The organism is Nitrospirillum iridis, from assembly GCF_014205765.1.
Taxonomy (GTDB): Bacteria; Pseudomonadota; Alphaproteobacteria; order Azospirillales; family Azospirillaceae; genus Nitrospirillum; species Nitrospirillum iridis.
The window spans coordinates 38625-53620 of record NZ_JACIIZ010000001.1; the positions used below are offsets into that span (position 1 = coordinate 38625).

The following is a 14996-nucleotide window of genomic DNA, read 5'->3' on the forward strand; positions in this document are numbered from 1 at the left end:
TTTTGTTCCTGTGATGCCTTCCGCTCAAGCGGATGGGGGTGTATCAAGCCCTTACCCCCATCTTCTTGAGCAGGACGCGCGTCCATGTCCCTCGATCTCCTCTCCCTGGCCCTCGGTTTCGTGGCGGCGCTGGTCGTGGCCCTGGTGGCCGCGCGCGTGGCCGGCGCTGGCGCGCGGGCGGCGCAAGCGGAACGGCTGGCCGCGCTGGAAGCCGACCTGGCGGACCTGCGCGACGCCAAGGCCGAAATCGATCGCCGCCTGGCGGTCGAGGGGGAACGGGCGTCCCGCGTGCCCTTGCTGGAACGCGACCTGTCGGCCGTGCGGGAGGAGAAGGCGCGGCTGTCCCAGGACCTGGCCGCCTCGCGCGAGGCGCTGGTGCGCGAGCTGAAGCAGGCGGAGGAGAAGCTGCTTCTGCTGTCCCAGGCGCGGGAGGCGATGGCCAAGGAATTCAAGGTCCTGGCCGACGAGGTGATGACCCGCCACGGCGAGACCTTCGCCAAGCAGAACCGCAGCCAGCTGGACGGCCTGCTGGCCCCCTTGCGGGACCGCATGGTGGAATTCCAGCAGGGCCTGCAACTGGCCCATACGGAAAGCGCCAAGGACCGGGCCGCCCTGGCCCAGCAGATCCGCCAGCTGACCGACACCAGCGCCCGCATGACCAGCGAGACGCATAATTTGACCCAGGCGCTGAAGGGCAAGGCCCAGACCCAGGGCGCCTGGGGCGAGATGATCCTGTCCACCATCCTGGAACGCTCCGGCCTGCGCGAGGGTGAGGAGTACGTGACCCAGGAAAGCCGTACGGATGCCGAGGGTGGCCGGCTGCGCCCCGACGTGGTGGTGAACCTGCCGGGCGGCCAACGGGTGGTGATCGACGCCAAGGTGTCGCTGACGGCCTTCGAGGCGCACGTGAACGCGGATACCGAGGTGGAGCGCATGGCGGCGCTCGCCCGCCACGTCGTCTCGCTGCGCGCCCATATCAAGACCCTGGGATCCAAGGATTACACGGGCGCCGTGGGCAGCGCGCTGGACTACGTCCTGATGTTCGTGCCCATCGAGGGCGCGCTGGCCGTGGCGGTGCAGGAGGATCCGGCCCTGACCGCGTACGCCGCCGACATGAATGTGGCCATCGCCACGCCCACCACCCTGATGGTGGCGCTGCGCACCGTGGCCAACGTCTGGCAGGTGGAGCGCCGCAACCGCAACGCCGAGGCCATCGCCGACCGCGCCGGCAAGCTGTACGACAAGTTCGTGGGATTTCTGGAGGACATGCGCAGCCTGGGCACCCAGTTGGACCGGGCGCAGAAGACCTATGGCGGCGCCATGACCAAGCTCAGCACCGGCAGCGGCAACCTGGTGCGCCAGGTGGAGCAGCTGAAGGACATGGGCGCCAAGACCTCCAAGGCCATCCCGGTCGATTTGCGCGAGGACGGGCCGGAGGAGAAGTTGGCCCTGGAGGCGGGCGCCCCGCTGCCACCCGGCTGACTCCTTCTGACAAGTTCTGTCCCGCATGACGGGCATTGTGCCCGATAGTCTCACGGAATCAGACTTGACAGCGTTGTCTTATCCTGGAATTCTTCCTCTCAACCATCGGTGGTTGCGGGGGCTGTCCGCTTCGCGCGACCGGTGGAAAAAGCGCAGGGATCGAATCGCCGACGGTTTCCGGCAATCACCACGTCCTTCTTATCCGGCCGCATGGCGCGGTAACGGCACGCCCGTGTTCACGCGCGGGTGCCGGTAGGAGGAGGGGCGGGGCCGGGCACCGCCTGATTGTCTTGAGAGGAAAAGGGGTGTTTCTCCCAGAGCCCCCTTTCGTGGACGGCCGCGCCTTCCGTTGAGGGTTTCAGTCTGGGCAGCCTCAACGGGGCGCGGCCGTCTTTTTTGAAATCGCCGGTTTCCCATTTTTTTGAAATCGCCGGTTTCAAGGCGCACGGTTGTCGCACCCCATCCGTATCAGGTGGGCCGGAACGTCCTCCGGCGCCCCCGGGGGAACCGAGCCATGCCATCCGATCTCGCCAATTTGATGCGCCGCTTCAACGACCGCGGCCGTGGTGTCGACCTGATGGTGCTGGTGGCGGTGTCCGCCTTCCTGACCGCGGTGGTGCTGAGCGCGCCGCCGGAGGCGACGCAGGAGGCCGGGATCGCCCCAGACCCGGTGGTGGTGTCCGCCGGCCGCTGACGCGCCTCAAAGATAGAGTTTACCGAAGAAATACAGGGTCATGGCCACGCCCGTCAGGATGACGAACCGCCGGACAAGCTCGCCGGGCAGGCGGCGGGCCACGGCGGCCCCCAAATAACCACCGGCGATGGCCGCGACCATCATGACCAGGGCGGGGCCCCACACCACCCGGCCGCCCAGGGCGAAGGTCAGGGTGGCGATGGCGTTCAGGCTGCCGCTCAGCAGGGTTTTCCAGGCGTTCATGGCGTGCATGTCGCGCAGGCCGAACAGGGTCATGGCCGCCATGGACAGGATGCCCACCCCGCCGCCGTAATAGCCGCCATAGATGGCGATGACGAACTGGCAGCACAGCAGCGCCGTGGGCGTCAGGTGCAGGCGATCCTTCATCAACGCGGTCAGTTGGCGGCCGAAGGCGAAGACCAGGGTGGCCAGCAGCAACAGCCAGGGCACCAAGGCCACGAACACCGATTCCGGCGTGTTCAGCAGCAGCAGGGCGCCGGCCACGCTGCCCGCCAGGCTGACCGCCACCATGGGCACCATGCCCACGCCCTGGATGGGCTGGAAATCGCGCCGATAGGCGTAGACGCTGGCGAACGATCCGGGGAACAGGGCCACGGTGTTGGTGGCGTTGGCGGTGACGGGCGGCAGGCCCGCGAACACCAGGGCCGGAAAGCCAAGGAAGCTGCCACCGCCGGCGACGGCGTTCAGGATGCCGGCCGCGAAGGCGGCGCCGATCAGCAGGGCCCAGGTCCAGGGATCCATTCGGGGGGGCGGTGTCCAGTGCGGTTGGTGGCGGGCGCCCCGGGTATGCCGTCCTTCGCGGGCGGTCTTAGGGGGCGGGGAGCGTCGGCGCGTCGTGCAGCACGCGATAGAGCTGGAACCCCTTGCCCTCATGAACCAGGTCGGCCAGGCCCGTCAACTCCCGATGTCCGGCCTCGGTGTTCAGGACGATGACGTAGTCATAGTCACGCCGCCAGTCCTGCCAGAAGTAGGTGCCGACGGGGAAGGGGGTGGCCACCGCCTTCATCATCTCCCCCGTGCTGGGCGGATCGCCATCCTCGCGGTCCACGCGCTCGGTATAGGCGGGCTTGACCGCCAGCACCTGCTTGCCCGCCACGCTGAAGGCGGTGCTGACCAGGCTTTGCCGGTCGATGATGGCCAGGCAGGGCGCATGGCTGAAGGCGGCGTTGAAGTTGACGTCGCCCGTCGGCACCGTCGCCTCCGCCACCAGGATGGTGGAGCCGGGCTCCACCACCGCCATGGACGCCCGCATATCCTTGTACACCTGGCCCAGGGGCAGCCAGTCGCCGATCATGACCACGCTGCGCGCCACGATGATGGCCAGGATGGCGCCCAGCGCCGTCAGTCGGCCCAGGCGGCTGCGGAATTCGAAGCGCACGAAGCCCAGGCCCAGGAACAGCAGGGCCACCGGCAACCGTTCGTCGGCATAGGCCGAGCCGAACAGGATGGTGGGCATGGCGATGTAGGTCGCGGCCCCCGTGGCCAGCAGCATCCAGCCGGCGGCATGCAGGTGCATGCGCCGGGTGGCCAGCAGGGCCACGACCACGGCCAGCCCGACCAGGCCCAGGGGCACCTCCCAATTCTCATGGAAGGTGGTGACGAGGAAGCGCAAGCCCTCGCCCTTGCCGACCCAGCTCCACACCACCTGGTCGGCCAGGCCCATGGTCGGGCTGAGCGCCAGCAGGGGCAGGACCACCAGGAAGGGCAGGGCCATCAGGCCCAGATGGCGCAGCGCCTGGCGCCAGGGCCGGCGGGCCAGGTCCGGCGCCTCCAGGCAGAAGATGGCCATGCCATAGAGGCCGACGGCGAACAGATGGCAGAAGAACAGCACCAGCACCGTGACGGTGGAGGCGGCCAGACGCCGCAGATGCGACTGGCGGCGCAACGACAGGCGGATGGCCGTGCCCCACAGGGCCAGGCCGATGCCGAACAGGAAGTTGGTGAAGCCCAGCAGGAAGATGCCATTGTACATGAAGGCCATGGCCAGCAGGGCGTTGGCGCCGCCCGGCCCATGCTCCGCCCGGTGCAGGGCGCGGTGCAGGGCCCAGGTGCCGGTGACGATGCTGACGACGATGGCGGCGATGAACAGCTTGCCGGCGGCGAACACGTTCACCACCTTGACCAGGGGGGGCACCACCAGGTCCATGGCCAGGTTGGGGATGACCTGCCAGTCGATGGTGTAGAACCGCTGCAGCAACGGTTCCTGGCTCAGGCGCGCGATGATCTGCATGCGCGCCAGATGGTTGGCGTAGTCCGTCAGCGGCGGCACCAGCACGAAGAACAGCGGGGTCAGGACCACCGCCAAGGCGAACAGGCCCAGCGCCGTGGCCACGGGCAGGTCCAAGCTACGGGGGCGGGCATCGCTGCGCGCGCTGGCATCCAGGGCAACCATCATTTCCGCCAATTAACAGGCCGCTCCCGCAGCGCACAAGACAATCAAAAGAGAGGCAGCCCGCGAATGGGGAATACGGGATCCCCGTTTATGCCGGCGCTACACTTTGCCTCATCCGCGCACGCCCTGACAGCGCGCCGATGGTGCCGGCCCTTCCTGGAAGCCAGGCCACGCGCGGGGTGGGCCACCGCCGGCCAGACGCGGCGGCCTTCCGCTAAATTTTTTGATGGGCTGGCGATTTGCCATTCCCGGCTTGTGTCGCGCGTCCGATTCCCCTAACGAAGCGGGCGAACGACGGCCCTGGCGGAACGGGCCGCGCGGAACAACAGGTGGGCACATCCTCCGCTCAAGCCGTTCGGGGGCCGCGCATCTACGCTCCATTTTCAAGGATTTGGGCATGCAGGCACAGCTCAGGGCACGCGTTCGGCATCCGGTGGGTTTCTGGTTCGTTTTCTGGGGTGAGTTGGCCGAGCGCGCCTGCTACTACGGCATGCGGACCCTGCTGGCGTTGTACATCACCTCCCAGCTGGGCTTTTCCGACAGCGACGCCGCCACCGTCATCCAAATCTTCATGGCGTCCTGTTATGCCCTGCCCCTGGTTGGCGGCTACATCGCCGACCGCTGGCTCGGCCGCTATCCCACCATCATCTTCTTCTCCTTTCCCTACATCTTCGGCCAAGTGGCTTTGGGTTTCGCCGGCAGCCCGTGGATGCTGTACGCCAGCCTGGGCCTGCTGGCCATGGGCGCCGGCGCCATCAAACCCAACGTCAGCCCGATGATGGCCCGCATGTACCAGGAACAGGGCAAGGAAGCCCTGATGGACAAGGCCTTCAGCTACTTCTACGTGGCCATCAACGTCGGGGGCTTCGTCACCTCCTACGCGCTGCCGTGGGTGCGCGACAAGGCGGGCTACCAGGTGGCGCTGATGTTGCCGGCGGCGCTGATGACCGGGGCCTTGATCGTGTTCGCCGCCGGTCGGCGCTTCTATCCGCAGGAAAGTGCCGCCAGCCGCGCGGCCGCCCGGACCCAAGGGGGACCCGGCCAGGCCAGCATGACGCCGGAGGAGCGCGTCCGCCTGATGCGCATGCTGCTGGGCTTCCCCATGATCCTGGTGTTCTGGATGGCCTACGACCAGACGGCCACCACCTGGGTGTTCTTCGCCCGCGACTATATCGACCTGAACCTCTGGCCCTTCGGTGTCGACCTGACCCCGGACCAGATGCAGGCGGTGAATCCGCTGATGATCATCCTGCTGACCCCCATCTTCAACGCCGTCTGGGGGTGGGTGGACCGCCGCCGTGGCGTCCTGACCCCGGCGCGGACCAAGGTGTTCGTGGGCTTCGGCATCACCGCGCTGTCCATCGCCATCATGGCGGTGGCGGGCGGGCTGGCCAGCAAGGAGCATCCGGTCAGCATCTGGTTCATGCTGACGTCCAACGTGCTGTTGGGCTTCGGCGAGCTGTGCATCAGCATGATCGGCCTGCAATGGGCCTATATGGAGGCGCCGGCCCGCCTGAAATCGTCGATCACCGCGGTCTTCTACCTGACCATTTTCGCCGGCGACATGGTGGGCGGCCTCTATGTGCAGCTTTATGACCGGCTGTCGCCCTTCGCCTACTTCGGTGGCCAGGTGGCGGCCCTTCTGGCGGCCGGGGCCATCTTCTACGCCGTGGCGCTGCGGCGCCAACGCGCGGCGGCTTAATACCGTCCCTCAATCGCCGGGCGCGACCATCCGGTCGCTTGGCTTCCTCGCTCCGTTCCTTCGGTACTCGCTCCGGCGGACGCGGTCGCGTCCTACAGCGGCACGAGATCGGAATCTCGTGCCGCTGTTATAATATCGTCCCTCAATCGCCGGGCGCGACCATCCGGTCGCTTGGCTTCCTCGCTCCGTTCCTTCGGTACTCGCTCCGGCGGACGCGGTCGCGTCCTACAGCGGCACGAGTCGGAATCTCGTGCCGCTGGTGGAAGCCGCCGCCGGCCCCGCGGCCGCAAAAAGAAAAGGCCGCCATCCCCTGCCTGGGACGGCGGCCTTTTTCTTTTGCGAGCCCACGTTCAAAACGGCGGGGCCTCATGGGGGCGGGGGCCTCTGAACGGGGCCACGCTCCGGGTGTCAGGGTGCAGGGGCGCCTGGCTTCAGGCCGCGCCCGCCGTAGGGGTGGCTTCGGTCAGGCCGTTGTTCAGCGCCCAGATGGCGGCCTGGGTGCGGTTGTTGCAGTTGATCTTACGCAGCAGGCTTTTCAGGTGAACCTTCACCGTCGCCTCGGTGATGTGCAGGCCGTTGGCGATGACCTTGTTGCTTTCACCTTTGACCAGGGCGCGCAGGATTTGGGTTTCCCGCATCGACAGGCCTTTGTGCGGGCCGCCGGAACCGACGCCGGGATGGCTCTGTTGGGTCAGCAGCAGCGCCAGGTCGGACGGGAAGACCTTTTCCCCCAGCATGACGAGATGCAGGGATTGGATCAGGGCGTTGGACGACCGGTCCTTGGTCAGGTAACCGTCAATACCGGCTTCCAGCGCCATGCGCAGGCGGGGGGCGTCGAAGCCGTTGGTCAGATAGACCAGCCGGGCTTCGGGGAACAGGCTGTGCAGTTGGCTGGCGGCCGTCCGCAATTCACCCGCGTCGGTCACGTCGAACAGGACCAGCGCGATGCCCTTGCCGGACGGCTGGGCCAGGGATGTATCATTTGGTGTGGGATTGTTCAGTTCCGTCCGCACGCCGTCAACGTCCCGCGCTTCGGAAACCACGCGAAAATCCTGCGGGAGCAGTTGCCTTAGTCCTTGACGGAACAGGGTACTCGGGTCGATCACCAAAACATCATGGTTGGCCATGATCCAAACCTCCGACGCAGATGCAACTCAATCGGAGTGTTTAATATTGGCGCATTCGCCGCATTAGACAACCCTCACTTGTGTCCGGTCGCTTTAGCCCTTTCGCGTAGCCCCCACGCCCTAGCTAGCCAGGAATAACCGGAAGGCGGCTCGAAAGGGATATATGGGTCAGCGGCGGTAGCGCTTTTCCTGCATAATCTCCAGCTGCAGCTGCTGAATCTCCGTGAGCCGCTTCCACTGGCGCTGGATGAGATAATCAATTTTTTCGTGCAGATGGCGAATCTCGAGTTCGGCCTTGAGGTTCACCCGGTAGTCGTTTTCGGACCGCAGGCGATCCTTGGCCTCCTGCCGCTTCTGGCTCATCATGATGATGGGCGCCTGGATGGCCGCCAGGCAGGACAGCAGCAGGTTGAGCAGGATGAAGGGATAGGGATCGAAAGACCTGTCCCCCTGGAAGCCGCTGATGATCATCCAGGCGATCAGGAAGGCGCCGAAGGTCAGGATGAAGGTCCAACTGCCGCCGAAGCTGGCCAGGTGGTCCGACATGCGCTCGCCCAGGGTGCGTTCCTCGGCGTAGCCCTCCTCGATGTTCTCCGCCAGGGTTTCGTGGGTGGCGATGCTTTCGGCCACCTGGCGATCCAGTTCCGTCAGCTCGCCCTTTTCCTGCTGTAGCAGTTCCTCCACGTACAGCGAGCGGTAGCGGGCGATGACGCCGCGGCTGACCAGGCCATCGGCCGGCAGGCCGGGATGATCGCGGCGGATGCGCACCGCCAGGCTGGGGCGCAGGGTGTCCAGGCTGATCAGGTCGCGCTTGGGACGCAACTTGCCGGTAACGCCGCAGGCCACGCGCTTGCTGCCGGTCGGACCGACGCCGTCGGACGCCGGGCCGGCGTCAAGCCCCGCGTCCTCGTCCGCGCCGTCGTTGCCGTCGTCGTCACCCTCCAGCAGGTCGGCCTCCGCCAATTGCTCGGCCTCGTCCGCGAGTTCGGCGGCGATGGCGGCCTCCTGGTCCTCGTCACGCGCCAGATGCGCTGCGCCGTCATCCGGCGGCGTTCCACCGCTGCCACGCCCCTCGTCCATCACTCAATCCTCTCCTCTCGTCGCAGCGGCCCGGCTGCAACGCCGATACTGTTACTGATTATGGGTTCTATAACCGAACCATGACAATTTTCCGCGATCCACCCGCGCGAAGATATGGCCGCGCGCCGGATCCGTCCGTGCACAAGTGTCGCAGCCAAAGAAAAGCCCCGCCGGCGAACCGGCGGGGCTTCCTTGACATCAGCCGTTCCTCCCACGGGGGGAGGGGCGGGCCTTAGAACGTGAACTGGACGCGACCGCCCAACGACTGCCAGTTGTCGCCCACCTGGGTGTTGTTGGTGGCGGACGAGTACTTCTTCAGGTCGATGAACTGATAGTCCAGCATGAAGCGGACGCTGGGGGTCAGGTACCAGTTCAGACCCAGGCTCCAAATTTCCTGCTGGCCGCCGCGCACGCGATTGGCGGTGTTGGTGGCCCAGGTGTCGGAGTTCAGGTTCAGGAAGCTGTAACGCACCACCGCTTCCCAGGTGCCCCACTGGCCAGCGCCCGGGTTGAGGGGCTTGTCGACCGTCGGGGCGCTGAACGCGCCCTGGTTGGCGACGTAGTTACGCTTCTGGCCGGTCAGCACCCAGCCGGCTTCGGCGTAGTAGCCGAAGAAGCTCGGGTCGCTGGTGGCCGTGGACAGGTCCTTACGGCGCTGGATGTCGATCTGGTAACCTTCACCCTGCACCCAGAAGCTGTCGTAACGGGCGGCCAGCTCGCCGCCGTAGATGGCGACGCTGTCGGCGTTGATGTTGCCGGTGCTCAGGATGGAGCCCAGGCCGCCATAGCGGTTTTCCGGACGCTCGGACAGGGACAGGACATGCGAACCGGCGGCGTTCACGCCGTTGGTCTGCGGCGGGGCGTACATGTAGCCGACATCGGCGCCGACATGGACGATGGTGTGCTCGTCATTGATCGGGCGGTAGGCGGCACGGGCGAAGACGGCCTTCTGGTCGTCGGCGACACCCGTCGTGGCGCTGGACGTGACGGACGAGGTGGCGCCCGCGGTGCTGGTCAGCACCGTGGTGCTGCCAAACGGGCTGGTGTTGACGCTGTCACCGGTCAGGTAGACGTCGGCGAAGTAGTTCTCGCCGAAGGTGCGGACACCGGCCGACACGCGGCCTTCGCTGGCGATCAGGCCGGTCACGACGTTGTTGATGCCGGGACGCTCAAGCAGGCCGATGTCGTTGGAGCTGATGGAATCTTCGAAGGTGAAGGCCGGCTGCATGGCGCCGACGTCGATGATCCAGCCCTTGTAGCCGTTATAGGACAGCTGGGCGGTCTGCAGGCGACCGGACTGGTTGAAGCGGCCCGGGAAGTCGGCCGTCACGTTGTAGGTGAAGTCGTTGAACGCCTTGCCGGCGAAGCCGAGGTAGGCGCGACGGAAGTTGAAGCCGTCGGTGATGTCCTTGTTGGCGCGATTGTCGGGGCTCTTCGCATCCTGGAAATTGTAGCCGTAGTCCAGGTGGATGCGCCCGACGGGCTGGAAGCTGAACGCCTTGTCCGCGGACGTGATGGTCGGCACGCCGTTGGGGAAGGTGATGCTGGGCAGGTTGGCGGTGGCGGTGGTCACCGACGTGGCGGCCTTCTCGGCGGCGGCCTTGGATTCGGCGGCGGCCTTGTTGGCGGCGTCGGACTGGGTCGCCAGTGCCTGCAGCTGCGACTGCAGCGCCTGGATCTGCTTGTTCAGCGCGTCGATCTGGGCCTGGGTGGCCAGAGGGGTGGCGGCGGCGGCGGTGGCAGCGTTGGCGCTGGCCTTCTTCTCGGTCTTTTCAGCAGCGGAGGCGCCAGCGGCGGCGAAAGCCACACCCAGCACCGTGCCAGCGAGCAACACGGTCTTCAGCTTCATTCTTTGATTCTCCCATCATCCGGTCTACGGCATGCCGCCCAAGTCCCGGTGGTTGCGGGGCCGACGTCACGCGTTTGGAGCGTTGGGCTGCGGCCCTAACGAAGCGCTCGGTAGCAATATAGCATGACAGCGAGACTGCTGAAGTCTGACAGATTTATGAAAGCGGCCAGCTGTGGCCCAGATGCAACAGTTTCGAGTCGGGGGTTTTAGGGGCCTTAAAGTAAGGCTGGCCAACAAATTCCCCCCCGTCGCAATAGAAGGTGGCGTGGTTATACCGGCCATAAAAAAAGGTCCGGTCGTCCCATCGTATCTATAGTGTGGTGAATAGGGCGCACCCCGGGAGGCTGCTTGGCCCCCTGAATACGGGAGTGGGCAGCCGCAGAAAAAGCACCGCGGGCAAAAGGTCAGGCCGATGGTTGAGAGGAACTTGAGGATCGGTTCTTTCACCAGCGGTCGGGCGGCGGCACCGACCCCGACCCCAGGTGTTGCATGCCGGCCCTAGGGTACGGGGCGTGAACGCGGGGCGGGCCTGCGACAAAAGGCCCACGGTTTCACAAAAACGTAACAAAGACGTCACCAAAGGTTCAGGACCCGGAATCTAGGGTCCGCCCGTCGAGACGGGATCAGGATCGGTCGCGGGGCATGCCCCTGGGATTGACCGGCCGGTGCCCCGAGATGGTCGACCTCAAATGTTCCAACCCGTGGGGGAATCCCGTGAACTTTCAACCGAAGAACCTGCTGAAGGGCGTGGTTGCCGCCGCGGCTGCGGTCATGATGGTGGGCGCCGCCCAGGCAGCCGACATCAGCGGCGCCGGCGCCACCTTCCCGTATCCGATCTATGCCAAGTGGGCCGAGGCCTATAAGGCGAAGACCGGCGTCGGTCTGAACTACCAGTCCATCGGTTCCGGCGGCGGGATCAAGCAGATCAAGGCGAAGACGGTCACCTTCGGCGCGTCCGACATGCCCCTGAAGGCTGAAGAGCTGAAGGAAGCGGGTCTGCAGCAGTTCCCGATGATCATGGGCGGCGTCGTCCCGGTGATCAACGTGAAGGGCATCGCCCCCGGCCAGATCCAGCTGGACGGCCCGACCATCGCCAAGATCTACCTGGGGCAGATCGCCGCCTGGAACGATCCGGCCATCAAGGCGCTGAACCCCGGCCTGGCCCTGCCCAGCACCTCCATCGTTCCGGTGTACCGTTCCGACGGGTCGGGCACGAACTTCCTGTGGACCACCTACCTGTCCAAGGAAGACAAGGAATTCTCCGAGCGCGTCGGCGCCAACACCTCCGTCCAGTGGGCCGCCGGTCTGGGCGCCAAGGGCAACGAGGGTGTGGCCAACATGGTGAAGCTGACCGACGGCGCCATCGGCTACGTCGAATACGCCTACGCCAAGCAGAACACCCTGACCTTCACCAAGCTGAAGAACAAGGACGGCAAGGTCGTCGCCCCGGAAATCAAGGCGTTCCAGGCCGCCGCCGCCGGCGCCGACTGGGCCAACGCCCCGGGCTTCTACCTGGTGCTGGTCGACCAGCCGGGTGCCGAGAGCTGGCCGATCACCGGCGCCAGCTTCATCCTGGTCTACAGCCAGCCGCAGGACGCGGCGGCAGTGGGCGAGGCCCTGAAGTTCTTCGATTGGGCCTACACCAGCGGTGGTCCGGCCGCCGAGCAGCTGGACTATGTCCCGATGCCGGCCGCCGTGGTCGCCCAGGTCCAGAAGTCCTGGGCCACGATCAAGACCGCCGACGGCAAGCCGGTCTGGTCGAAGTAAGAGTCCTCGGGTAAAAGGAAGCCGCCTTCGGTCGCAGGACCGGCGGACGAAGAGGGGAGAGGGGTCGCCAGCGGCTCCTCTCCAGCTTTGTGGGCTTCCTTTTGGACATCCGGGTTTTTTAGGTCATTACCAGGCCTACGGCCGGAGGGGTGCTTTGGTGGACATGGCGGTAAAGGCATCGGACATCAGCGCGGCGAGCCCGCGGGCGCGCACGCAACGCCGCAACGACTTTCTGTTTCGCGGCGCCACCCTGTTTTTCGCCCTCTTGGTGCTGACGCTGCTGGGCGGCGTGATCATCTCCCTCATCCACGGCGCCTGGCCGGCCCTGAAGCTGTTCGGCTTCGGCTTCGTCGGGACCGAGATTTGGAACCCGGTGACCGAGAAGTTCGGCGCGCTGGCGCCGATCTACGGCACGCTGGTCACCTCGGCCATCGCCATGCTGGTCGGGGTCCCCGTCAGCTTCGGCATCGCCATCTTCCTGACCGAGCTGTGCCCGGCCTGGGCCAAGCGGCCCATCGGCGTCGCGGTGGAGCTGCTGGCGGGCATCCCCAGCATCATCTATGGCATCTGGGGCCTGTTCGTGTTCGCGCCCTTCCTGCAGCGGACGGTACAGCCCTTCCTGATCAATACCCTGGGCAACGTTCCCGGGATCGGCATCTGGTTCAAGGGCCCGCCCTACGGCATCGGCGTCCTGACCGCCGGCCTGATTCTGGCCATCATGATCCTGCCCTTCATCACCTCCATCACCCGCGACGTGTTCGAGACCATGCCCACCATGCTGCGCGAGAGCGCCTATGGCCTGGGCGCCACGACGTGGGAAGTGGTGCGTGACATCACCATCCCCTACACCCGTGTGGGCCTGGTGGGCGGCGTCATGCTGGGGCTGGGCCGCGCGCTGGGCGAGACCATGGCCGTGACCTTCGTCATCGGCAACTCCCACCGCATCGCCAACTCGCTGCTGGCGCCGGGTACGACCATCTCGGCGGCCATCGCCAATGAGTTCACCGAGGCGGTGGGCGAGACCTACACCTCGTCGCTGATCGCGTTGGGCCTCGTCCTCTTCGTCATCACCTTCATCGTGCTCGCGATGGCCAAGCTGATGCTGGTGCGCATGAACCGCAAGGCGGGGGTCTGAGCCATGGCCATCACCGATATGTCACCCGGCACCAATTTCGCCATGGGCCGCTACAAGCGGCGCAAGATTTCCAACACCATCACCATGGGGCTGGCAATTGGCGCCGCCGCCTTCGGCCTGTTGTGGCTGGTGTGGATCCTGGCGGTCCTGCTGATCAACGGCCTCAGCGCCATCAGCGTGTCGCTGTTCACCCAGATGACGCCGCCGCCCGGCAGCGCCGGCGGCCTGCTGAACGCCATCTTCGGCAGCCTGGTCATGACCATCCTGGGCATGGCGATCGGCACGCCCATCGGCATCATGGCCGGCACCTACCTGGCCGAATACGGCAAGGGCACGAAGCTGGCGGAGGTGACGCGCTTCATCAACGACATCCTCCTGTCGGCGCCGTCCATCATCGTCGGCCTGTTCATCTACACCGTCCTGGTGGTCCCCATGGGCCACTTCTCCGCCTGGGCGGGGGCGGTGTCCCTGGCCGTCCTGGTCATCCCGGTGGTGGTGCGGACGACCGAGGACATGCTGAACCTGGTGCCCGGCTCGCTGCGCGAGGCCGCGGCCGCCCTGGGGGCGCCCCGCTGGAAGGTCATCGTCCAGGTGACCTACCGCGCCGCCCGCAGCGGCATCATGACCGGCATCCTCCTGGCCGTCGCCCGCATCAGCGGCGAGACGGCGCCCCTGCTGTTCACCGCCCTGAACAACCAGTTCTGGAGCGTGGACATGAACGCCCCGATGGCGAACCTGCCGGTCACCATCTTCCAGTTCGCCCTCAGCCCCTATGAGGATTGGCAGCGGCTGGCCTGGGGCGGTTCGCTCCTCATCACGGTCGCCATCCTCGCGCTCAACATCGGCGCGCGTATGCTCGCTTCCATCGGCACCAAGAAAGGCCAGTGATCCCCATGACCGCGCTTTCCATGACGGCGGAACAGTCCCAGGCGGCCCTCGCCACCGACGGTGACCTGCGCGAGAAGATCAGCGTCCGCAACCTGAACTTCTACTACGGGGGTTACCACGCCCTGAAAGCCATCAACCTGCCGCTGTTCGACAAGCGGGTGACGGCGTTCATCGGCCCGTCGGGCTGCGGCAAGTCCACGCTGCTCCGCATCCTGAACCGCATCTACGACCTGTACCCGAACCAGCGGGCCGAGGGTGAGGTCCTGCTGGACGGTGAGAACCTGCTCTCGCCCAAGCAGGACCTGAACCTGCTGCGCGCCCGCGTCGGCATGGTGTTCCAGAAGCCGACGCCCTTCCCCATGTCGATCTACGACAACGTCGCCTACGGTATCCGCCTCTATGAGAAGCTGAGCCGCGCCGACATGGACGTGCGCGTCGAAGAGGCCCTGCGCAAGACGGCGCTGTGGGGCGAGGTGAAGGACAAGCTGCGCCAGAGCGGCCTGTCGCTGTCCGGCGGTCAGCAGCAGCGCCTATGCATCGCCCGCGCCGTGGCGGTGCGTCCCGCCGTCCTGCTGCTGGATGAGCCGACCTCGGCGCTCGACCCCATCTCCACCTCCAAGATCGAGGAGCTGGTGGACGAACTGAAGCCCGACTACTGCATCGCCATCGTCACCCACAACATGCAGCAGGCGGCCCGCGTCTCCGACTTCACCGCCTTCATGTACCTGGGCGAGCTGGTGGAGTACGGCGCCACCGACACCATCTTCACCGCGCCCAAGGAAGAGAAGACCGAACAGTACATCACCGGCCGCTTCGGCTGATGTCAGCGGCAGGGGCGTCTGCTCCTGCCGCAATAGCC

12 protein-coding genes are annotated in these 14996 nt (G+C 66.1%); 7 read left to right on the top strand and 5 right to left on the bottom strand.

Annotation, left to right across the window (positions count from 1 at the left end; all coding sequences use genetic code 11):
- Positions 1 to 84: 84 nt before the first annotated feature.
- Together FHS74_RS00135 and FHS74_RS00140 are read left to right on the top strand one after the other, a co-directional pair.
- Positions 85 to 1482 carry a DNA recombination protein RmuC gene (locus FHS74_RS00135; RefSeq protein WP_184796301.1) on the top strand — a complete coding sequence of 466 codons (1398 nt, stop codon included), beginning with the start codon at positions 85 to 87 and terminating at the stop codon, positions 1480 to 1482.
- 514 nt (positions 1483 to 1996) lie between these two features.
- Positions 1997 to 2176, top strand: a complete 180-nt coding sequence (locus FHS74_RS00140; protein WP_184796303.1) for a hypothetical protein — start codon at positions 1997 to 1999, stop codon at positions 2174 to 2176.
- A 6-nt stretch (positions 2177 to 2182) separates the two neighbouring features.
- Here FHS74_RS00140 and FHS74_RS00145 read toward each other — a convergent pair whose 3' ends face one another.
- Positions 2183 to 2938 (bottom strand): sulfite exporter TauE/SafE family protein, encoded by a 756-nt coding sequence (locus tag FHS74_RS00145; RefSeq protein WP_184796305.1) that lies wholly within the window; start codon positions 2936 to 2938, stop codon positions 2183 to 2185.
- 67 nt (positions 2939 to 3005) lie between these two features.
- Positions 3006 to 4592 carry a hypothetical protein gene (locus FHS74_RS00150; protein ID WP_184796307.1) on the bottom strand — a complete coding sequence of 529 codons (1587 nt, stop codon included), beginning with the start codon at positions 4590 to 4592 and terminating at the stop codon, positions 3006 to 3008.
- Positions 4593 to 4986: 394 nt separating this feature from the next.
- On the opposite strand from FHS74_RS00150, the gene FHS74_RS00155 reads away from it, so the two are divergent.
- Positions 4987 to 6291: a peptide MFS transporter gene (locus tag FHS74_RS00155; protein WP_184796309.1), complete on the top strand. Its 1305-nt coding sequence runs from the start codon at positions 4987 to 4989 to the stop codon at positions 6289 to 6291.
- 431 nt (positions 6292 to 6722) lie between these two features.
- On the opposite strand, the gene FHS74_RS00160 is transcribed toward FHS74_RS00155, so the two are convergent.
- The 3 genes from FHS74_RS00160 to FHS74_RS00170 form a co-directional block, all read right to left on the bottom strand.
- On the bottom strand, positions 6723 to 7418 hold the full coding sequence (locus tag FHS74_RS00160) for a LuxR C-terminal-related transcriptional regulator (protein ID WP_184796311.1): 696 nt from the start codon (positions 7416 to 7418) through the stop codon (positions 6723 to 6725).
- A 168-nt stretch (positions 7419 to 7586) separates the two neighbouring features.
- Positions 7587 to 8498, bottom strand: coding sequence for a DUF1003 domain-containing protein (locus FHS74_RS00165; RefSeq protein ID WP_184796313.1), 912 nt, complete (start codon positions 8496 to 8498; stop codon positions 7587 to 7589).
- Positions 8499 to 8730: 232 nt separating this feature from the next.
- Entirely contained in the window at positions 8731 to 10347 is a 1617-nt protein-coding gene (locus FHS74_RS00170; protein ID WP_184796315.1) for an OprO/OprP family phosphate-selective porin, read from the bottom strand.
- A gap of 714 nt (positions 10348 to 11061) precedes the next feature.
- Here FHS74_RS00170 and pstS point away from each other — a divergent pair.
- The 4 genes from pstS to pstB all read left to right on the top strand — a co-directional run bounded on the left by pstS (position 11062) and on the right by pstB (position 14958).
- Positions 11062 to 12114: a phosphate ABC transporter substrate-binding protein PstS gene (gene pstS / locus FHS74_RS00175; protein WP_343066818.1), complete on the top strand. Its 1053-nt coding sequence runs from the start codon at positions 11062 to 11064 to the stop codon at positions 12112 to 12114.
- Positions 12115 to 12277: 163 nt separating this feature from the next.
- Complete coding sequence (gene pstC, locus FHS74_RS00180; RefSeq protein WP_184796317.1) at positions 12278 to 13249, top strand: phosphate ABC transporter permease subunit PstC; 972 nt, start codon at positions 12278 to 12280, stop codon at positions 13247 to 13249.
- A gap of 3 nt (positions 13250 to 13252) precedes the next feature.
- Positions 13253 to 14137 (top strand): phosphate ABC transporter permease PstA, encoded by an 885-nt coding sequence (pstA, locus tag FHS74_RS00185; protein ID WP_211106017.1) that lies wholly within the window; start codon positions 13253 to 13255, stop codon positions 14135 to 14137.
- A gap of 5 nt (positions 14138 to 14142) precedes the next feature.
- Positions 14143 to 14958, top strand: coding sequence for a phosphate ABC transporter ATP-binding protein PstB (gene pstB / locus FHS74_RS00190; RefSeq protein ID WP_184796319.1), 816 nt, complete (start codon positions 14143 to 14145; stop codon positions 14956 to 14958).
- The last annotated feature ends 38 nt before the right edge of the window (positions 14959 to 14996 follow it).